The following is a 19,278-nucleotide window of genomic DNA, read 5'->3' as shown; positions in this document are numbered from 1 at the left end:
GAGAAGCTGTCGCGCTTACCGCTCGTCGGCGTCCAGGCTGGCGCCCTCGAGCGGATCGCTGCGCCAGTAGTCGCTGCCATCGTCGAGGCGGAAGCAAGACGCCTGGTGAGCGGCCGCGCCGATCGAGTGCTGTTCGGGCGTCGCTTCCTTGCAGTGCTCCGTCGCGTACGGGCACCGCGTGTGGAACCGGCAGCCCGAGGGCGGATCGACCGGATCGGGAATGTCGATCTCTCGGACCGGCGGCTCCGCCGCGCCCTCGTCCGGGCTGAGCGACGGCGTCGCCCACTTCAGCACCTTCGTGTAGGGGTGCTGCGGATTGCGGAGGACCTCCTCCGCGTCGCCGAGTTCGACGAGCTCGCCGAGGTACATCACGCCGAGTCGACCGTCGGCGTGCTCGGCCAGGTACCGAGCGTTCGAGAGGTCGTGCGAGATGAACAGGAACGACGTGTCGAACTGCTCCTGCAGGTCCAGCATCAGATCCATCACCTCGACGCGCAGCGAGACGTCCAGCGCGCTGACGGCCTCGTCGGCGAGGATCAGATCCGGATTCATCAGTAGCGCCCGGATCAGCGCGACGCGCTGTTTCTCGCCGCCGCTCAGCTGGTGGGGATACCGCTGCGCGTAGTCGTGCGGCGGCGTCATCCCGACGCGCTCCAGCATCGCAAGAATGCGCGCCTCGCGGTCCTCCGGCCCCAGTTCCGACTCGTACTTCTTCAGCGGCGCGGCGAGCGACGCCTCGACGGTCTGGTGAGGGTTCAGCGAACTCCCGGGATCCTGGTGGATGATCTGGAGCGACCGCCGAATCTCCGAGTAGGGGATCGACGGGTTCGAGAATCGCTTCTTCGCCGTCCAGATGTCCTGCCCGCGGAAGCTGACGGTGCCTCCGGTGGGCTGCTGGAGGCCGACGGCGGCCTTGCCGAGCGTCGTCTTCCCGCTTCCCGACTCGCCGACGATCGCGACCACGTCGTTCTCGGGGATGTCGAGGTCGACGCCGTCGACGGCCCGCACCGTTTCCGGATCGGCGAAGGGGTTGACGCCGCCGTCGTCCTGGAAGTGGACGTCGATATCCCGCATCGAAACGACCGGATCGTCGGCGCTCATCGATCCACCTCCGTGGTCAGATCGATCTCGTCGTCGACGCGCTCCCAGTGGTGGCAGGCGACGTCGTGGGTCGCGCTGGCCGCCTCCATGTCGGGCTTGATCGTCGCGCAGTCCTCCGTCGCCATGGGACAGCGCTCGTGGTACGGACAGCCCGACGGGACGTTGACCGGATCGGGCGCCGCCCCTTCGATCGGGCGCATCTCCTCGAGCGGCGAGTCGATGTCGGGCGTCGAGTTGAGCAGCGCCCGCGTGTAGGGGTGTTTCGGATCGCTGAGGATCTCCTCGGTACTGCCGACCTCCGCGAGCTCGAACGCGTACAGAACGCCGATGCGGTCGGCGAGTTTCGTCACGAGCGGCAGGTCGTGGGTGATGAACACCATCGTCAGGTCGTACTTGTCCCGGAGGTCCGAGAGCAGGCTGACGATCGACCGTTGCATCAGGAGGTCGAGCGCGGCGGTCGGCTCGTCCATCACGAGCACCTCCGGTTCGAGGACGAGCGAGAGCGCGATCAGCGCGCGCTGTTTCATCCCGCCGGAGAGTTCGTGCGGGTAGCTGTCGAGCACGCGGTCGGGATCGAGGTAGAGATCAGAGAGCAGTTCCCGCGTTCGCTCCAGCCCGGCCTCGACGTCGTAGTCGTGGGCTTCGAGCGTCTCGACGAAGTGGCCGCGGAGCTTCAGCGTCGGGTTGAACGACGAGAGCGCGCCCTGGAACACCATCGATATCTCCTCCCAGCGCAGCTGCCGGAGTCGATCGTCCGAGAGGTCGAGGACGTCGACCGACTCGCCCTCCGACGGTCGGTAGGTGATCTCACCCGAGGTGACGCCCGGCTCGACGACGGCGTCGAGCAACGCGGACGCGAACATCGATTTTCCGGAGCCGGATTCGCCGACGACACCGATGATCTCGTTGCGCTCGATGTCGATATCAAGTCCGTTGAGGACCCGCGAGGTGCCGCGATCCATCCGGAACTCGACGGAGAGATCCCGACAGCTGAGGACGACCTCGGACTCGGTGTCGGTCTTCGGGACGGTGGCCGCGTCTGCGCGGCCGCTCATCGGACGACACCCCCGGTCGTCGCCGCCGCGTCGTCATCCGTCGGCTCGTCGTCGGAGCCGGTCGTCGTGGAGTGACGGGCGCGAACGCGCGGGTTGAACATCCGGTCGGTACCCTGCGAAAACAGGATCAGCCCGAACGACAGGAGCGTGATCGTCGCCAGCGGCGCGATCAACCAGTGGGCCATCGACACGACGTGCATCGCACCGCCGCTGACCGCCTGGTCGATCATGACGCCCCAGTTGACGACGCTGTCGTAGGGCAGCACACCGAGGAAGTACAGCCCGATCGATGCGAAGATAACCTGTCTCGCCGCGTTGACGAACGTGATGAGTACGTAAGGCATGATGTTCGGAAGGATGTCTTTGACGATGATCGTCGGGGTCGACAGCCCCATCGCTTTCGACGCCTCCACGTAGGAGTGGCGGCTGATCGAGAGGACCTGCGATCGGATCTCCCGGGCGAGACCGGCCCAGACGTTGACCGTCAGGATGAGGCCGGTGACGATCGGGTTCTGGGGCGCGAGCAGCGCGGCCAGGATGACGATGAGCGGGAGCCCGGGGATGGTCATCACGATATCCGTGATCAACGAGAGGACCCGGTCGGTCCGCCCGCCGGCGTAGCCCGCGGTCGTCCCGACGGTCACACCCATGATCGTCACGAACAGGCCGCCGGCCGTAATCATCTGCAGCATCGACGGCGTCGCGTGGATGAGCTGGGCGAGGATGTCCCGGCCGAGGTTGTCGGTTCCGAGCGGGTAGGCCAGCCCCTCCGAGAGCGGCGTGACCGATCGCGGTCCCTGATTGACCCGCGGCGCCTTGTAGAGTCTCGGCCCGAACAGGCCGACAAGCACGTACAGCAGGATGATCGACGCGCCGATGCGGGCTCGGAGGTCGTCCCAGACGATCCGCCCCGGCGCGAGGATCAAACGATCGAACAGTCGCCGGTATCGCTCTTCCCGACTCATCGTGGTGTCGGAGACGGCTTCGAACGCCTCGCCGTCGTCGATCGCGTGGAGTGACTCGGTGCGTTCGCTCATCAGTGCTCACCTCCTCGAGTCTGCGCGCGCGGATCGATGAGCCCGTACGTGAGGTCGGCGATGTAGACGCCGAGCACGACCGCGATCGTCATCACGAGGAACACGCCCATCATGAGCGGGTAGTCGCGAGCCTCCAGCCCCTCGATCATGTAGTAGCCCACGCCGGGGTAGGTGAACACCTGTTCGAGGATGACGCTGCCGCCGAGCGCGAATCCGATCGCGATCAGCAGCGCCGTGTACAGCGGCAACACCGCGTTTCGTCCGACGTACCGGGTCGCGATACGGCGCTCGGAGAGCCCGCGGAGCCGCGCGACGCGCAGATAGTCCTCGCCGAGCACTTGGATGCTGTTGCCGCGCATCCGCAGCGCCCAGCCCCCGGACGCGACGATCGCGTACGACAGGATCAGCAGTGCCGCGTGCCAGAGCGCGTCGCCGAGGAAAGCGAGCGTCTGTATCGGTTCGAGAAGCCCCACGGTCGGTTCCATCTCCGTCGAGTACCGGCCGCCGGTGGGGAACAGCTCGAACTGGTAGCCGAGGAACCAGATCAGCAGGATGCCGATGATGTAGTTCGGGATCGAGTTGAACAGGATCGACACCACGGACGCCCCGCTGTCGAAGTAGCTTCCCTCCTTGTAGGCCATCACTGCACCGAGCGAGATGCCGATCGCGAACGAGATCAGCAGGGCGATCGACATCGTGAATATCGTCCAGGGGAGCGCCTCAGCGATGATCTCCGAGACCGGGACACCCTCGTTGATCGACTCGCCAAGATCGCCGCTGAGCAGCCCGGTCACGTAGTTGAGGTACTGCTCGTGGAGCGGCGCGTCCGGGAGCACGTTGAGCTTGCGCTCGACGCGGTAGTCGATCTCCGCCTGGGTCATTTGAGGGTTGTTCTGGATAAGTTCGGCCCGGTACGCGTCCGCAGGATTTCCGGGCATCAATCGAAGGAGGAAAAACGCGAGGCTCATCACCGAAGCGACCGTGACGACCGCCTGTAGCGTACGTTCGAGGTAGTACCGTTGCATATTGTGTTGGGCTCACGAAGACTATTCTTCGGCTTTCGCAACGAGCTTCCCGACGCGGGGAAGGTACGTGGTCGCGTACTTGACCGAAGCGTCCGGGTCGGAGTCTTCGACGACCTTGAAGTTCTTCGTCGAGATGAAGCCTTGGTCGACCTTCTCTTGGATCGGAAGCTGCGGGAGGTCGTAGTTGAAGACCCACGCGAGTTCCTGAATCTTCTGACGAGCGGCGTCACCCTGCGGGTCCATGCCGACGAGTTCCTCGATCTCGGGCGCCAGCTCTACCGTCTCGGTCTCGGCGTCGGGCTGTCCTTTCGGCGGGACATCGACTGACTCGGGGTAGTTGTAGACGTTCTGTGCGTCCCAGCTGTTGAGGTTCCAGTTGAGGGTGTGGTAGGGGTACGTCCAACCGTCGGACCACCAGAAGCCGGCGGCGTCGAAGCCGGTGTCACCGTAGAGGTCCTGACCGAAGTAGACGCCGCCGTCGCGGGTAATGAGATTCGTCTCGATACCGAAGTCCTGGAGATGCTGATTGAGCGTGATCGCGGCGTCGACCCACTCGTTCCAGCCGGCGGGTACTTTGAACTCGAAGGTGAGCGTGTCGCCGTCCTCGTCCACCCAAGTGCCGCTCTCTTTCGTGAAGCCCGCGGACTCGAGCAGTTCGGCGGCACGGTCGGTGTCCTGGCCGGAGTAGTCCTCGAACGCGTCCGGACTGTCGAGCCAGTCGTTCGCCGAGTCGTCGAAGTTTCCGACGATTCCGGTTGGCGTCTCCACCGGCGACTTGGCGTCGCCGCCGCCAGCCGAGTTCTCCGCGACGATCTCGCGGTCGATGGCGTGGGCGATCGCCTTCCGCACCTCGCGCTGGCCGAAGTGCTTGTGTTCGTGGTCGAACGCGATCGAGAGCCCCCAGTTGGCGGGCTGTTGCATCTCGACGACGTGATTGGGGAACGACGCCATGATGTCCGGCGTCGTGAAAATGTTGTGCAGGGCGTCGACCGTTCCGCCGCGAATCGCCTGCCAAGCCGTTTCGTTGCCGTCGATGAACCGGAACCGGTACTCGGCGAAGTTGACGTTGTCCGCCCAGTGGTAGTCCTCGAACTTCGTGGTGACGAGTTCCTGTTCGCCGGTCTGGTCGAACTTGAACGGGCCGGTGCCGATCGGTTCCTCGGGCGCGTAGTCCGCCAGCGCCGTCGATTCGGAATCGCTCTCCATCTCGGCGAGGATGTCGTCGTACTGCTCGCCCGGCATGTCCAGTTCCATGTTCTGGATCGAGTTGAGGAAGATGGGCTCGGAGACGTCGGCTTCGAGCCCGACCTCGACGGTCTTGTCGCCGGCGGCCGTGACGTTTTCGACCGAGGTGAAGTTCCCGATCGGGTGGTTGTCGTACAGCGAGATGTGCAGCTTTCGCACGAGGTCCTCCGCGGTGGCATCGTCGCCGTTGTGCCAGGTCAGGCCGTCCTGGAGGGTCAGCGTCGCCGTGTCGTCGCCGACCTCCCAGTCGGCGAGCGCGCCCTCGACGAACTCGCCGGTCGTCGCCCGGAAGTACACCAGCTGGTCGAAAACCACGAATCCCGGACGATCGGGGTAGTTCGAGTCGTTCGCCGCGTTCCACTGCATGTCGTCGGGAAGCACCGACGTCGGCGCGGTGAACGTGCGGTCGGTCATCGGCTCGTCGCCGGTGATCTTCTCTCTGGTCGGGTTGCCGTCATCGTCGCCGCCGAAGCACCCCGCGATCCCCGCCGCTCCCGTCGCCCCGGCGAGTTGCAGGAATCGGCGTCGTGATGCCTCTACGTCCGTGGGTAGCACGCTGTCTGGTTGCATTGCGCTACCACCAGTTGATCGTCCCCTTGTAAATAATTTCCGGAATTCATAACGAATTGCAATTTTCATAATTGTATCACAGATCGTGCGCGCGAGAGCGGACCTCCTCGCGTCGTTCGCTGCGGGCGCCCGGCGAACGCTGACCGGTCAGCTAGGGATACACTTATTAACTACCTCCCCAGATAATCAGAGACATGACGAGCATAGAAGACAGCGAGCCGTACCTAGATCCGTCGCTGCCGATCGAAGAACGCGTGTCGGACCTGCTCGACCGGATGACGCTGGAGGAGAAGATCGGCCAGCTCGCCGGATCGTACGTCGGGATACTCGACGACGGACCGCACGAAGTCGACGACGTCATCGACGAAATCGAAGAGTACCACGTGGGCTCCGTCGCCCCCTTCGGCTGGGGCGGTTCGCCCAACGAATCAGCCGACGACGCCGTCGACGCCGCCCGCCGGCTGCAGACACACGCCGTCGAGGAGACGCGCCTCGGTATCCCGCTTTTGTTCGCCGCCGACGCGATCCACGGCCACGCCTACATCAAAGAATCGACCGTCTTCCCGAGCAATCTCGGAGCGGCGGCGACGTGGAGTCCGGACCTCCTCGAACGGGCCGCCGAGATCACCGCGGCGGAAATGCGGGCGACCGGGGCCGCCCAGAACTACAGTCCGACGTGCGACGTGGTTCGCGATCCGCGGTGGGGACGGACCGGAGAGACGTTCGGGGAGAGCCCGTTTCTCGTCGGCAAGCTGGCAGCCAGTGAGGTCCGCGGCTACCAGGGCGAAGAACTCGACGAGAACTCCGTGCTCGCGACGGCGAAGCACTTCCCGGCCTACGGAGCGCCCACGCGCGGCGAGGACGCCGCGCCGGTCGACGTCTCCACCCATACGCTCCGGAACATGCTTCTCCCGCCGTTCGAGGCGGCGCTCGAAGCGGGCGTCGGCAGCGTCATGCCGTGCTACAACTCGATCGACGGCGAACCGGCCCACGGATCACACAGGTTCCTGACCGGACTGCTCCGGGAGGAACTGGGCTTCGACGGCGTCGTCGTCTCGGACTGGAACGGGATCTCCCAGTTGCACGAGGAACACCGCACTGCGGGCGGACCGGTCGAGGCGGCGCGACAGACGCACTTCGCGGGGCTCGATATCGGCTCGGTCGCCGGCGGCAACCACGCCAAGCACGTTCAGGAGTTGGCCGAGCGGGGTGAGCTATCCGAACAGCTGATCGAGGATAGCGCACGACGAGTGCTGCGGGCGAAGTTCGCGCTCGGGCTCTTCGAGAACCCGTACCCCGACGGTGAAGCCCACGATCTGCTGGGTGCACCCGAACATCTCGACACTGCACGGGAGGTCGTTCGGAAATCGCTCACGCTGCTGCAGAACGACGGAGACCTGCTTCCGCTGGAATCCGGCGTCGACGAAGTGTTCGTGACCGGCCCGAACGCCGACGAAATCGTGCACCAGAACGGGGGCTGGAGCTGCAACGCGGACGCCGGCGTGCCCGGGACGACGATCCGTCAAGGCATCGCCGACGCCGTGGACGAGGAGACGAGCGTCAGCTACGAGTCCGGCAGCGGAATCGCCGAGGCGACCGACGTCGGTGCCGCCGCCGAGCGCGCGGCCGAGGCGGACGTCGCCGTGGTCGCGCTCGGCGAGGACTGGTACCTCCACGAGTTCGGCCCGTCCGCGGAAACAACCGGCAAAACCGGCGAGTTCCCGACGCGCGGCGAACTTTCGCTCCCCGACGCGCAGCGCGAACTCGTCGAAGCGATCTCGGAGACGGGGACCCCCATCGTCGCAGTTCTCGTCTCCGGTCGACCGCTGGCCGTCGAGTGGCTGGCAGAGGAAGTGTCGTCGATCCTCATGGCGTACTACCCCGGAAGGGTCGGCGGCGAGGTGATCGCCGAGACGCTGTTCGGCGACGCCGAACCGGGCGGGCGGCTCCCGATCTCGATCCCGCGGTCGGCGGAGACGCTTCCGACGTATTTCAACCACAAGCCACACCCACATCCGATCGGCGCCGACGAACACCCGCCGTCGTACGATCCGCTGTTCGAGTTCGGCCACGGACTGAGCTACACCTCGCTGGACTACGAGTCGATCGAACTGTCCGAGGAGACGATCGCTCCGGGCGACGCCGTAACGGTCCGCACTACTGTGGCCAACACCGGTGATCGACACGGCAGCGAAGTCGTCCAGGTATTCGGCCGGGACGAGTTCAGTTCGGTCGTAACGCCGGTCCGCGAGCTGTGGGCGTTCGAGCGCCTCGAACTCGAACCCGGTGAACGTGCGACCGTGGACCTGGAGATCGATCCGGACGAGCTCGGACTGTTCGATCGGTCGCGCGACGGCCGCGCCGACGCCGGGAGCGCCCGGATCACCGTGATGGATCGAACGTTCGAGATCGACGTGCGTCCGCAGGACCGCTGAAAGCCGACGGCGCGCGGATCCGTCGCGACGACTTCTTTTTTAGCCGCCTCGACGATCGGGACCGGTACATCGGCGCCACACTGCGTTCATCGAAAGTCGCCCCGAAGGAGTCATCGGACAATCGCGTCTCGAACGACCGATACGGAATTCGTCACTTCGCGCATAAACGTCAATATTCGTATCTGTGTTTTATTCTTTGTCGCAACAGCCAAAATGGTGGACGTGGGGACCCCATTGTTGTCAAATATATGTTCGTTCGGGATGGAAGAGACAAATAGACGGTATATATCTCTCGAAGAGACGACTCTCGCGAGGTGCGACCGACGGGGAGCTCGCACGATTGCATTACAGTCATATCGTTGTAAACCATCGCAGTTGTGCCGGCTGACAACTCTTTCCGCGGGGATCGAGCGAGGTAGACAGCACCTCACAGAACGACGTAGAACAGTAAATTTTCATATAGTATGTGCTAACGGCCACAGTACCATAAGTGATCCTATATTCATATTTTAGTGTTATGTGATCAATTCGTAAAGTGAAGAGCAAGTTGTAAAACCGAATTGAGACCACGGTATAACGCTATAGAAGTGGATACCGACGTATCAGTCCGCACCTGACAACAAAATCAGCTATTCACTTACTCAGTGATTATTTATTTAGACAAATAATCTCTTATGTCGTAGATTATCAGCCATTCAAATGATTTGAGGAGAGTATTTCGGCTAATATATAGATCTCTTTTTGTGAGACAGTAAGTTTGGACATATTGTCTATTGAAAATACTCATAAAAATTCTATCACTAGAATCTTCTGATCGACTATCGGGAAGGTCGGCGTAATACAGATCGGAGAGGCGACCGACGACACGAGCGGTCCGCGCCGGAACTCGGTCCGGAACGGACCGGACAGGAGTCTCCCGCTTCGGCAGGACGAGTGAATTTTCGGCCCCGTACACTTCCGCTGGGTCGAACCCGAACGGCGAAGACAACGGCTGTACAGCCCGATACAAACGGAGACGGCTGTCAGGTGCCCGGCAAGTAGTTGGTGAATATGGACTATTTCTATCGGATTGAACTGACAGTGTGATCGTCCAACTAGTGTCCGCAGTTCGTCCAGCCCAGATCGACCCGCTAGTCGAGGAGACGCTGTCGAACTCGGCAATGTCCAGTTCGCTGTGGTTCATGATCGCGCTGATGGGCATCGCGACGGTACTGTTCGTGTACATGGGTCGGGGCGTCGAGGACCCGCGCGTGCGGACGATCTTCGTGGCGACCATCGGCATCCCCGCGGTATCGCTAGCCAGTTACTTCGGTCTCGCCAGCGGCCTGACGATCGGGGTCGTCGATATCGCGGGCCGGGGCGAGGTCGTCGCCATGTGGGGTCGGTATCTCACGTGGACGTTCTCGACGCCGTTGATCCTGCTGGCGCTCGGACTGCTCGTGGGGTCGGACCGGCCGACGCTGTTTGCCGCCATCGCGTTCGACATCGGGATGTGCGTCACCGGTCTGGCGGCGGCGTTGACCCGACAGGCAGTCTGGATGCGCTGGGTCTGGTTCGGCATCAGTTCGGCGTTCTTCCTCGTCGTCGTCTACGTCTTGCTCGTCGAGTGGCCGCGAGACGCCGCTGTGCAGGGAGACGACGTCGAGAGCCTGTTCGGACTGTTGCGGACGCTGACCGTCGTACTGTGGTTCGGATACCCGATCGTGTGGGCGCTCGGCACCGAGGGGCTGGCGGTAGTGGGTACCGGCGTCGGCGCGACGGCGATCACGTCGTGGGCCTACAGCCTGCTGGACGTCGGCGCCAAGTTCGTCTTCGCCGTGCTGTTGCTCAGGTTCCTCGCCGACGAACCCGCGTCGGTGACCAGACGGCAGCCAACGGGTGCACAATCACCGACCGAAGACTGACCAGCGCGCGGATGAACCGTCACCGACCCGACCAGAACCGCTCCAGGCCGAACGAGAGCATGTCCGTGCTCACTGGCTGAAACTCCTCGCCGGGGATGTACTCGCGGACGCTGTCCCAGGAGTCCCGGGCGTAGCGGGCGTCGACGAACACGCGAACGCCGACCTCCTCGGGGCTGCGGATCACCCGGCCGATCGCTTGGCGGGCCTTGCGGACGGCGGGAACGGTCAGCGAGTACTCGAACCCGTCGCCGAAGGCCTCGTCGTAGGCCGTCCGGATCGCCCGCGTTCTCGGGGAAGTGGTGTCGACGATCGGGACGCCACAGATCACCGCCGCCGACAGCCGGTCGCCGCGGTAGTCGACGCCCTCCGTCAGGGTGCCCCGCAGACTGGTGACCAGCACCTTCCCCCCGCCGGCGAAGAAGTCGCTCTTGAGTTCCTCGGTCGCGTCGTCGCCGCTGGACTCGTCGATCAGCACGGGCTTGTCGACGGCGTCGCGCAGCTGCTCGGCGGCCCACTCGGCCTCGCGGTAGCTCGGCATCCCGACGAGCACGTTGCCGGGGCTCTCGGCAACCTCGCGGATCGCGTCGGCGTACGCCCGGCGCGTGGGGTTGTCCTCGTGGGGGCCGCCCCGGTTATCGTACGTGAACTTCGGGGCGTCGACCGCGAAGCTCTCGCGGTTCTCGGCGGGGAACGTCAGGCCGTAGGTTCGGGTGACGACCGGGCGATCTTCCTCGTGTTCGAGGTGGTCGAGGCCGGTGACCTCCGCGAACACGTCCAGCGGCTCCAGCGTCGCGCTCATCAGGACGCCACCGCCGAACTCGGCGAGGCGCTCGCCGATCACGTCGCCGGGCACGCAGTTGTGGATCGCCAGCCGCGCGTTGTACGCTCGGCGCCAGCTGTCGGGCGGTTCGGCGTCGTCCCAGGTCCGGTCGAGTTCGATCTCGCGGAAGTGGCCCTCGTGGTCGGCGCGGTACCAGCGACCGAGCACGCGCCCGACGCCGGGGGCGGCCCGCTGTTTCGCGTCGTCGTCGGCCTCGTCGAGAATGCGCTTGACGACGGCGCCGACCGTCTCGGCGCGGCTCCACACGCGGTCGTCGTAGCCGGTCCGCTCGGCCCACTCGGTGATTTCGTCGACCGCGGGCACCTCCGGGTCGCGCAGCGGGATCTCCTCGTCGGGCAGGCTGTTGAGATCGCTCCTCCAGCCGCGGTGCTCGCGTTCGAGGTGGGCGGTGACCTGCCGATCGAGTTCCTCGCGGAGGTCGCGGACGAACGAACGCAGCGTCTCCAGTTCGCGCTGGGCCACCTCGGCTTCCTGTAGTTCGGCCCGCACGAGGTCGGCGTCGGCGCTGCTGGTCCCCTCCTTGCCGTCGAACTGCAGGGCCTGCAGAACTCTGGTGAGTTCGGACTCGGCGTCCCGCAGCGATCGGTCGGCGACGGTGTCGCTCACCAGGTCGCGCACGCGCGGTTCGAGCATGTGGGCCTCGTCACAGATCACGAACGTCGACTCGTCGAGCAGCGCGCCAGTGAAGGAGCCGGTCGTCGTGGGGTCGAACGCGTGGTAGTAGTTCCCGAGAACGAGCTCGGCGTGGGGCAGGATCGCGCCCATCATCGAGTGCGGGCAGGTGCCCGCGCCGACGGATCGGCGGACCAGTTCCTCGGGGTCGATCAGCCCGGCATCGGTGAAATCGAACGGGACGGCCTCGGCAGGGTCGCCGTCGCCGTCCTCGGGTTTGTCGTCGAGATATCGGGCGTAGAACGGGCAGTACTCGGCGTCGTCGCGCATCGGCATTCCGGTGGGGTACGGCGAGGGCTCGCCGGCGGTTTCGAGGTAGTCCGCCCCACCGTCGGCGCCCGAGTCGGCCAGCCCGATCTGCTGGCTTCGGGCGTCGTCGACGAGCGCACCCGCGCTGGCGGGGCCGTCGCCGGTCAGCGCGCGGGTGGTGTCGCGCAGCTCCTCGCAGCGGTCGTAGACGGTTGTGTCGTCGATCCCCGCGGCCTCCTCGCGGCTGTAGGGACAGACGTCGGCCTTGCCGACCAGCGTCAGCGCCGAGAACGGGCGCCAGTCGTCGGGCAGCTCGTCGTTGATCCGCTCGACGTCGGCCTCGAACTGCCGGAGCTGTTGCTTGACGCTGGTCAGCGCCAGCACGCGCTCGAAGTCGCTATCGGGGTCGCGAACGAGATGGAGGCCCGCCGAGAGCGCCAGCATCGTCTTGCCGGTGCCGCAGGCACCCTCCAGCGCCAAGAACCCCCCGTCGCGCGCGGCGTCGATCGCGGTCTCGACACCGTCGATCTGCTCCTCGTAGGGAGCCTCGTGACCGAACACGTCTCGCCAGGAGCCGGGCATCTACACGTTCTACTCCCGGCTCCCCGTTTAGGGTTGTCGGATAGAACGGGGCCGTCAGCTATTGCGGTCCGGGAGGATCGACAGGTAGCAAGTAATCGGTGATTACTCGATGGTAACTAGACATTAACTGGTAATTAAGCATGCAATTAAATTCTGAACAGTAGAAATAATTAATAAGGGAAACGGAGTAAATTACGTCGAGAATGATCGCGCAGATCGTGCTAGCGGGGTTTCTCGCCGTGGTGGGGCTCGTCTGGGGGCTGCTCCGCTACGAGTTCGGGATGCCGCGGGGCGTCGCACTCGCGTTCGGCGGGACGCTCGTGCTGCTGGGCGTGATCGCCGCCGGAATCGGTCAACTAGCCGGAATGGGGCCGGTAGCGGGCGTCTCCGGCCTCGCGCTGGGCGTGACGGCGACGCTGTCGGTGTTGCTCGCGCTGGTCAGTTGAGTCGTCGGCAGTGCAAACCGCCTTTGGTGCCCGAGCGAGAACTACGCTCGTGACCGACGACGCCTTCGACGCCGACGCGTGGCGCCGCGAACTGACCGCACAGCGCGAGGAAAAAGACGAGTTCTTCGCCGAACACCGCCAGTCGCCGATTCCGCCCGAGGAGCGCGACGCCTTCGACGGGCTCGACTACTTCGATCCCGACCCCGACTACCGGATCGCGGCCGACGTGACCGTCCACGACGACCCCGAGGGTGTCACGATGGACTCGACCGGCGGCGGCCCCGAAGTACGCTACCTGCGCGAGGCGACGCTGACCTTCGAGATCCGCGGGACCGAACAGACGCTCTCGGCGTACCGCCAGGAGGGCGACGAGGCGTACTTCGTCCCGTTCCGCGACAAGACCACCGGCCAGCAGACCTACCGCCAGGGTCGGTACATGGAACTCCACGCCGACCGCGAGCTCTCGGACGGCGACGAGATCGTCGTCGACTTCAACCTCGCGTACTCGCCCTTTTGCGCGTTCAGCGAGACGTTCGCCTGCCCGCTCCCGCCCGAGGAGAACTGGCTGGACGTCGTGATCGAGGCGGGCGAGCGAGCGCCCTGAGCGTCCAGTCGACTCGAAACCGGCGACCGCGCATCGGCGTCGAGACGCCGCGTCCGAACTGCCGAGCCGGCGCGGTGACGGTGACGAGTTACGGCTCGACGCCGACGGTCAGCAGCGTCCCGTACTCGCGGTAGCGCTCGACCATGGCCTCGCGCGTCTCCCAATCCTCGGTGGGGAACTCGCTCGCGGGCGGGATTTCGGTCTCGCGGTCCGGAATGTTGTCCTGCTCGGCGACGTGCAGGCCGGCCTCTCGGAACGCCTCGCGGTACTCCCGGGCGCTCCAGCGAGTCATCTCGATCTCGATGAACTCCTGCCACTCGTGGGAGTGGACGTTCTCCTCGTAGTAGTTCACGGCGCAGTAGACGGTGCCGCCAGGCCGGAGCACGCGCCGGATCTCCCGGAGCGTCTCGTGGGGGTCGGCGGCGTAGTAGAACGCCTCCATCGTAAAGACGTGATCGACGCTGTCGTCCGCAAAGGGTAGCGACCCGAAGTCGCCGACGACGTAGCCAACGTCCTCGTCGTCGGTGTAGGCCCGGGCGTTGCGCGTCATCTCGGGCGAGCCGTCGAGGCCGTACGCCCGCCCAGCGCCGGCGGCCTCGCGCAGCGCGCGACCGGCGTACCCGCTCCCACAGCCCAGATCGAGCACGACGTCGCCCGCCTCGACGGGCATCCGCGAGAGGACGTGCTTGGCGGTGTGCCAGTGGCGATCCTCCATCCCGCGGTCTCGTCCCTCGGCGGCCCACGCGTCGAACTCCTCGCGTACGCTCATGTGCGCGACGTGGGGGCCGCGGGTGAAAACCGGTTCGGTGAGTCGCCGGGATCGGTCGGGCGATCGAGCGTCGGCCGAGGTCAGAACTCGCCGTTGACGATGTCCGAGAGCCGCTGACGGTCGAACAGCTTCGCGTCGCTCGTGACGTCGCCGAATTCGTCGGGAAACAGCTGCTTGGCAGCCCGTTCGGTCAAAAAGAGGTTGTGAATCGGCCCCTGGCGGAGGTAGCCGCCACGATAGACGCGACCGTCCTGAACGGCCGTGAGCTCGCTCCCGACCGGGTGATCTTCCATGTTCGCGAGTACCGTGTCTCGGAACTCGGTTGCCGACTTTTGCTCGTGGCCGCGAATTAGAAGCACGTCGGGATCGACTTCCAGCAGGTTTCCATAGTCGAGTTCACCGCGGTTGTTCGTGCTGAGGTTCTCGGTACCGGTACCCGCGAGCGCATCGGCCACGCCGAGGTCGGACCACTGTTTCTTGCTCGTCCCCTTGTCGTTGAGGCGGTACGGAGAGAACGTCTCCGGATCGTTCATTCCCTCGAACGTGAGCATCACGCTCGGACGTTCACTCGCCGGGGGAAGCCGTGTCTGAACGTCCGCGATGAACTCGTCGTGGAACCGCTTGAAGGCCCTGTAGCGGTCTCGCTCTTGAAACAGTTCAGCCATCTTCTCGAAGGCTTCGTACAGGGTATAGTACCGGTGATCGTGCCACCCGTCGGACCGGCGGAAAATCATGTTCCCCACGAAGGGCGCAACCTGATTGTGGATCTCTTCGATGTCGGCTCGGCTCCAATCGAACCAGTGTTTGAGCATCTCCGTATCGATGAGGTGAACGTCACTGTCCATCTCGTAGAACAGTTCCATCGACATGCTGTTCTCGACCAGATCGTTCTCGGCGATCCGATCCGTGTCGACGCTGACGCCCGGGAGCTCGTCGTAAATGTCCGTGTAGTACTCGCTCGTTTGCCCGATACCGATCATCCCATCGGCCTGCCCCAGTGCGACGCCCATGTCGGCGTAGTCTCCGCCGTAGGGCACCCACTTCTCTGGGGTCGTATCGAGCGTTATCTCCCCGTTCGGAGCCATCGACACCGAGTAATCAGAATTCCCAGTTGGTCCGGTCTCGCGCTCCGAATCGGTCATCCCCGTACAGCCCGCCAGCAAACCGCTACAGATGGCAGCTCCGCCGTACTTGATCGTGTCTCTGCGCGTCCGTGTCAGGCGCTCGGTTCCGTTGTCCGCCATGGTTTTAGGCTTGCCTAAAGTAACTAAAACACTTTGATTTGGTCAGTGACAGATGACGGTTAGTTCGGGGCTCCACAGCCCGGACACACCGGCGGTCCGCCCTTGGGCAGCGTAAGCCCGCAACGCGAGCACTCCTCGTCGTCGGCAGACAGCATCGACTCGACGACCGCCTCAGTCTCACTCCGAAGAGCGGCCAGCGTACCGACGCCGTCCGCGGTCGCTGCCGGCACCTCCCCGTCCCGTGCCGCGTCGAGGAACTGTAGCCGCGACGCCACGAACGCCGCGGCGTCGTCGTCGTCCGGTTCGGTGCGATCCGGCGACCGAACGTCCACATCGCCGACCCGCACCAGCAATCCCAGCGCCTCCGCAGCCCTCCCGCGGACGTACGGACGCTCGTCGTCGAGCAAACGAGCGAGCGAGTCGCGCGCGTCCGCCAGCTTCGAGGGGTGCTCACACCCGATCGCGACCAGCGCCGTACAGAGGTAATACCGCACGAGCTCGGAATCGTCGTCGAGATGCTCGGCCAGCGAGGAGACCTGATGGCGGAGCCTGCTCGGGTCGCCGATCGCGACGTACGCCAGCGTCTTGGCCAGTTTCTCTCTCACCTCCGGCTCGTCGAACGACAACCTGACGCGGAGATCCGCCAGTAGCTCCGGGTCGCTGACCGCGTCGGGATGGTCGAGCGCCACGTAGCCGAGCGCCTCGGCACACCGCGCCCGGACGTAGTAGAACTCCTCGTCGTCGGCCGAGCGGGCCGCGAGCGCGTCGACGACCGGTCGAACGACGGCTGGCCCCGATCGGGCGAGCGCGACGAACAGCTTGGCGGTCGTCAGCCTGATGGCGCGCTCCTCGTCGTTCAGGAACGTCGTCAGTGGCGTCGCCAGCCCGTCGAAAGCGGACGACTCCGTCTCGGCGAGGTCTCGAAGCGTCCGGATCGCCCGCTTTCGGGCATCCGCGTCGGCCGCTTCGAGTCGGGTCAGAGCGTCGATCGCTTCCTCGCGAGATCCCTCGGAGAGGAGTTCGGACGGCCGGTCGGGCGACGGCTGGCGGTCGGGATCAGTCATCGGAGTACTCGAGTTGATCCACGGTTCTCCTGTCAGTAGTTATAGGTCGGTGATGTACGCGTCGAATCGAACGGGGAGCGGCCGTCCAGTCTGGCCCACAGTTGATCGTAAGTCGTGGAGAACCGAGCCTCTTGCGCCGCGTCGGCATCGATGCCGCGCTGCAAGCGCCACAGCCGATACGCCTGCCCCGCCGTGTCGGCCTGACTCAGCAACCGCTCGGGAACGGCCCCGTCGACCGCCAGCAGAATCCGCGCCGTCGCGCGGGCCTTCCCCGCTTCTTTGGCGCTGTCGATCCGCGAGAGCGCTCGCGCAACGCCCCCGTATCCGAGAGCCGATCGGCGATATCGCCGACCGTGACGGTCTGCTTGATCGCCGTCTTGGCGGCCTTCCCGACGCCGACGCTGAAGTTGAGGTGTGAGCGTGCCGCCAATGAACTATCTGCTAATCACTGCGTTTGCCGGACCCCGAAAGAGGTTTCAGCGACTTTATCACTCACGTTTGTCCGCGTCGACGGCGGCGAGCGTCGTCCGGGCCAGCTCCGAGAGATCGTGCTCGCGGTGCGCCCAGTCGTGCCGACACACTTCCACGGGGATCGCGTCGCTCTCGATGGCGACGTCCAGCCCGCGCCGACGCGCGAGTGCGAGGCCGGCGATCGCGTGGAAGCTGACGAGCTGACGCCCGTGTGCGACTGGCGGCTCGAACTCCCGCTCTGCGATCGCTGCGAGGTCCGCTGCGGCGTCTTCGATGGCAGCCTCGTCTGCGGCGGCGAGCCCGCGGTAGAGGTCGAGCGCGGGTTCGGCCGTGGCGAAGTCGACTACCTCAAGGTGTTCCGCCGCAGCATCGAGACTCTCGAGTGCTCGGTCGTCGGTGCCGTCAACCAGCGCCGCAAGCGCGCGGACCCGATTATACCAGTACTCGAAGTGCGGCCTGGTCACGTCCTCGTCGGTATACTGTCTGGCCTGTTCGACGACGCGGGCTTCGAGGACCGGATCACTGCCGAGAATTGCCGTTTCCAGCGTTTCCTCGGCGTTTTGAAGGTGCACGTTCCAGTCGCCGCCGAGCCGCTTCCCCTGCCGGTGGGCGGTTTCGACGATGTACAGATACGCCGTCTTGAACGCTGTTCCCTCTGCGAAGCACTCTCGCGACCCCTCGTACCGGCCGAGATGCAGCTCCGTGGCGCCTTTAGCACTTTCTTTGTGCCAGACGGTCTTGTGCTTGCTGACGAGATTGAGTGGATCTTTCCGACGCAGTTGACTATCAAGGTCATCTCTGTGGAACCGAAGCGCATACTCGTCCTTATCGTACCTATCCTGAAGCTCCTGTTCTGTGAATTTCATGATTATGCAGTGCTCGAACCCTGTTGTCAACTCAGTACATCTTCGTCTAGGTATACGTGGTGGGTCCCATCGAGGAACTCGCTGAGATCCGACCCCAGCCACGACGCCGACGCTGGCAGTACACGTAGTGCCGAGTAATCGTCGCAGGTTCTGCGTCTCGGCTTTGCTCGCGAGCGAGACGCCGGCGGCGCGCTTGCTGTTGTCGTTCTCGTCGGTCGCCCGCACGTAGACGGTCGTTCCCAGCGCGGCGTCGCCCGCCGCGCCCGTGACGTCGCCCGCGGCGTCGCGGACCGAGCTCCCGAACGAGACGGATGTCGATGTGATCGACCTGATGACCTCTTCAGGCGGGGACGTCTGATTGGCCCACTGCTTGCGAATGTCGCCGCTCACGTCCTCGCGCGTTGAGGTGTGGCCGTGCCTCGGATGAACTACCTGCCAAAGAAGAAGTCGCCAGAAAGGTTCGCAACGCTACAGTTCTGATTCTTGCTTGAGAACCCACTTGACCCAAGATTCTTTGATAAAGTCCTCGTCTCTTCCGGGGGCGTCTTTGACGAAGACTGCTTCGTCATCGGGGTAGTGTACCGTGACCAAGAGAACGATTCTGTGATATCAGTGATTGTTTGCAGGCCGTGTTTGAATCGCTCGATAGAATCCATGTCTCTCAGCGAGGTCTCAAACGCGCTCTGAAGGGGCGCTCGTCATACGTAATATAGTCGTAGTCTTTACTTCTCATTGTTTGCCTCCTTATAGATCTCCCTAATATTAAATTGGCCGACAACGACGATATTTCCATCACTATCAAGTACTTTCACAGTCAGATCTGGGTTGCTAATCACTGCGGTTGCCGGACCCCGAAAGAGGTTTCAGTGGCTTTATCACTCACGTCTGTCCGCGTCGACGGCGGCGAGCGTCGTCTGGGCCAGCTCCGAGAAATCGTGCTCGCGGTGCGCCCAGTCGTGCCGACACACTTCCTCGGGAATCGCGTCGCTCTCGACGGTCCACTCGGTTCAGGACTCTTTGACGATGTTGTCTTCGTCGCTGGGAACGGGAACGACCTTGCGGTCGTCAACTGTAATTATTCTCTGACCATGCGAACTC

14 protein-coding genes are annotated in these 19,278 nt (G+C 64.3%); 4 read left to right on the top strand and 10 right to left on the bottom strand.

The window, feature by feature from the left end:
• Positions 1 to 15: 15 nt before the first annotated feature.
• From NO931_RS13860 to NO931_RS13840, 5 genes are read right to left on the bottom strand one after another with little or no spacing between them, the layout of a single operon-like run.
• Positions 16 to 1,101 carry an oligopeptide/dipeptide ABC transporter ATP-binding protein gene (locus NO931_RS13860; RefSeq protein ID WP_256392942.1) on the bottom strand — a complete coding sequence of 362 codons (1,086 nt, stop codon included), beginning with the start codon at positions 1,099 to 1,101 and terminating at the stop codon, positions 16 to 18.
• A complete protein-coding gene (locus NO931_RS13855) occupies positions 1,098 to 2,156 on the bottom strand; it encodes an ABC transporter ATP-binding protein (RefSeq protein WP_256392941.1) in 1,059 nt (352 codons plus the stop codon). Before NO931_RS13855 ends, NO931_RS13860 begins: the two co-directional genes overlap by 4 nt.
• Positions 2,153 to 3,193 (bottom strand): ABC transporter permease, encoded by a 1,041-nt coding sequence (locus NO931_RS13850; protein WP_256392940.1) that lies wholly within the window; start codon positions 3,191 to 3,193, stop codon positions 2,153 to 2,155. The genes NO931_RS13855 and NO931_RS13850 overlap by 4 nt, the downstream gene beginning before the upstream one ends.
• Complete coding sequence (locus NO931_RS13845; RefSeq protein WP_256392939.1) at positions 3,193 to 4,218, bottom strand: ABC transporter permease; 1,026 nt, start codon at positions 4,216 to 4,218, stop codon at positions 3,193 to 3,195. The genes NO931_RS13850 and NO931_RS13845 overlap by 1 nt, the downstream gene beginning before the upstream one ends.
• A gap of 21 nt (positions 4,219 to 4,239) precedes the next feature.
• The gene (locus NO931_RS13840) at positions 4,240 to 6,033 is read right to left on the bottom strand and encodes an ABC transporter substrate-binding protein (RefSeq protein WP_256392938.1); all 1,794 of its coding nucleotides are present in this window, start codon (positions 6,031 to 6,033) and stop codon (positions 4,240 to 4,242) included.
• 194 nt (positions 6,034 to 6,227) lie between these two features.
• Here NO931_RS13840 and NO931_RS13835 point away from each other — a divergent pair, with 194 nt between their 5' ends.
• Positions 6,228 to 8,468 carry a glycoside hydrolase family 3 N-terminal domain-containing protein gene (locus NO931_RS13835; RefSeq protein ID WP_256392937.1) on the top strand — a complete coding sequence of 747 codons (2,241 nt, stop codon included), beginning with the start codon at positions 6,228 to 6,230 and terminating at the stop codon, positions 8,466 to 8,468.
• Positions 8,469 to 9,628: 1,160 nt separating this feature from the next.
• Positions 9,629 to 10,372 (top strand): bacteriorhodopsin, encoded by a 744-nt coding sequence (locus tag NO931_RS13830; RefSeq protein ID WP_256392936.1) that lies wholly within the window; start codon positions 9,629 to 9,631, stop codon positions 10,370 to 10,372.
• A gap of 19 nt (positions 10,373 to 10,391) precedes the next feature.
• Here NO931_RS13830 and NO931_RS13825 read toward each other — a convergent pair whose 3' ends face one another.
• The gene (locus tag NO931_RS13825) at positions 10,392 to 12,716 is read right to left on the bottom strand and encodes an ATP-dependent DNA helicase (RefSeq protein ID WP_256392935.1); all 2,325 of its coding nucleotides are present in this window, start codon (positions 12,714 to 12,716) and stop codon (positions 10,392 to 10,394) included.
• Between the two features lie 203 nt (positions 12,717 to 12,919).
• Here NO931_RS13825 and NO931_RS13820 point away from each other — a divergent pair, with 203 nt between their 5' ends.
• Complete coding sequence (locus tag NO931_RS13820) at positions 12,920 to 13,162, top strand: hypothetical protein (protein WP_256392934.1); 243 nt, start codon at positions 12,920 to 12,922, stop codon at positions 13,160 to 13,162.
• A gap of 49 nt (positions 13,163 to 13,211) precedes the next feature.
• Positions 13,212 to 13,766, top strand: a complete 555-nt coding sequence (locus tag NO931_RS13815; RefSeq protein WP_256392933.1) for a DUF1684 domain-containing protein — start codon at positions 13,212 to 13,214, stop codon at positions 13,764 to 13,766.
• An 88-nt stretch (positions 13,767 to 13,854) separates the two neighbouring features.
• Here the strand turns inward: NO931_RS13815 and NO931_RS13810 are convergent, their stop codons facing one another.
• The 4 genes from NO931_RS13810 to NO931_RS13795 all read right to left on the bottom strand — a co-directional run bounded on the left by NO931_RS13810 (position 13,855) and on the right by NO931_RS13795 (position 18,570).
• Entirely contained in the window at positions 13,855 to 14,535 is a 681-nt protein-coding gene (locus tag NO931_RS13810) for a class I SAM-dependent methyltransferase (protein ID WP_256392932.1), read from the bottom strand.
• A gap of 80 nt (positions 14,536 to 14,615) precedes the next feature.
• Complete coding sequence (locus NO931_RS13805) at positions 14,616 to 15,779, bottom strand: ABC transporter substrate-binding protein (RefSeq protein ID WP_256392931.1); 1,164 nt, start codon at positions 15,777 to 15,779, stop codon at positions 14,616 to 14,618.
• 59 nt (positions 15,780 to 15,838) lie between these two features.
• Positions 15,839 to 16,843, bottom strand: a complete 1,005-nt coding sequence (locus NO931_RS13800; protein ID WP_256392930.1) for a HEAT repeat domain-containing protein — start codon at positions 16,841 to 16,843, stop codon at positions 15,839 to 15,841.
• A gap of 488 nt (positions 16,844 to 17,331) precedes the next feature.
• Positions 17,332 to 18,570 carry an Imm49 family immunity protein gene (locus tag NO931_RS13795; protein WP_256392929.1) on the bottom strand — a complete coding sequence of 413 codons (1,239 nt, stop codon included), beginning with the start codon at positions 18,568 to 18,570 and terminating at the stop codon, positions 17,332 to 17,334.
• Positions 18,571 to 19,278: the final 708 nt, after the last annotated feature.

The sequence above is a fragment of the Natronoarchaeum rubrum genome, assembly GCF_024494695.1.
The sequence above is the reverse complement of the archived record's forward strand: the minus strand, read 5'-3'. Positions and strand labels throughout refer to the sequence as shown.

What these genes read in the sequence shown, in the direction of transcription:
- NO931_RS13840 (WP_256392938.1), bottom strand. Translation starts at nt 6,033, where the DNA reads ATGCAACCAGACAGCGTGCTACCCACGGACGTAGAGGCATCACGACGC.
- NO931_RS13835 (WP_256392937.1), top strand. Translation starts at nt 6,228, where the DNA reads ATGACGAGCATAGAAGACAGCGAGCCGTACCTAGATCCGTCGCTGCCG.
- NO931_RS13850 (WP_256392940.1), bottom strand. Translation starts at nt 3,193, where the DNA reads ATGAGCGAACGCACCGAGTCACTCCACGCGATCGACGACGGCGAGGCG.
- NO931_RS13830 (WP_256392936.1), top strand. Translation starts at nt 9,629, where the DNA reads ATGTCCAGTTCGCTGTGGTTCATGATCGCGCTGATGGGCATCGCGACG.
- NO931_RS13800 (WP_256392930.1), bottom strand. Translation starts at nt 16,843, where the DNA reads ATGACTGATCCCGACCGCCAGCCGTCGCCCGACCGGCCGTCCGAACTC.
- NO931_RS13820 (WP_256392934.1), top strand. Translation starts at nt 12,920, where the DNA reads ATGATCGCGCAGATCGTGCTAGCGGGGTTTCTCGCCGTGGTGGGGCTC.
- NO931_RS13810 (WP_256392932.1), bottom strand. Translation starts at nt 14,535, where the DNA reads ATGAGCGTACGCGAGGAGTTCGACGCGTGGGCCGCCGAGGGACGAGAC.
- NO931_RS13855 (WP_256392941.1), bottom strand. Translation starts at nt 2,156, where the DNA reads ATGAGCGGCCGCGCAGACGCGGCCACCGTCCCGAAGACCGACACCGAG.
- NO931_RS13825 (WP_256392935.1), bottom strand. Translation starts at nt 12,716, where the DNA reads ATGCCCGGCTCCTGGCGAGACGTGTTCGGTCACGAGGCTCCCTACGAG.
- NO931_RS13860 (WP_256392942.1), bottom strand. Translation starts at nt 1,101, where the DNA reads ATGAGCGCCGACGATCCGGTCGTTTCGATGCGGGATATCGACGTCCAC.
- NO931_RS13845 (WP_256392939.1), bottom strand. Translation starts at nt 4,218, where the DNA reads ATGCAACGGTACTACCTCGAACGTACGCTACAGGCGGTCGTCACGGTC.
- NO931_RS13805 (WP_256392931.1), bottom strand. Translation starts at nt 15,779, where the DNA reads ATGGCGGACAACGGAACCGAGCGCCTGACACGGACGCGCAGAGACACG.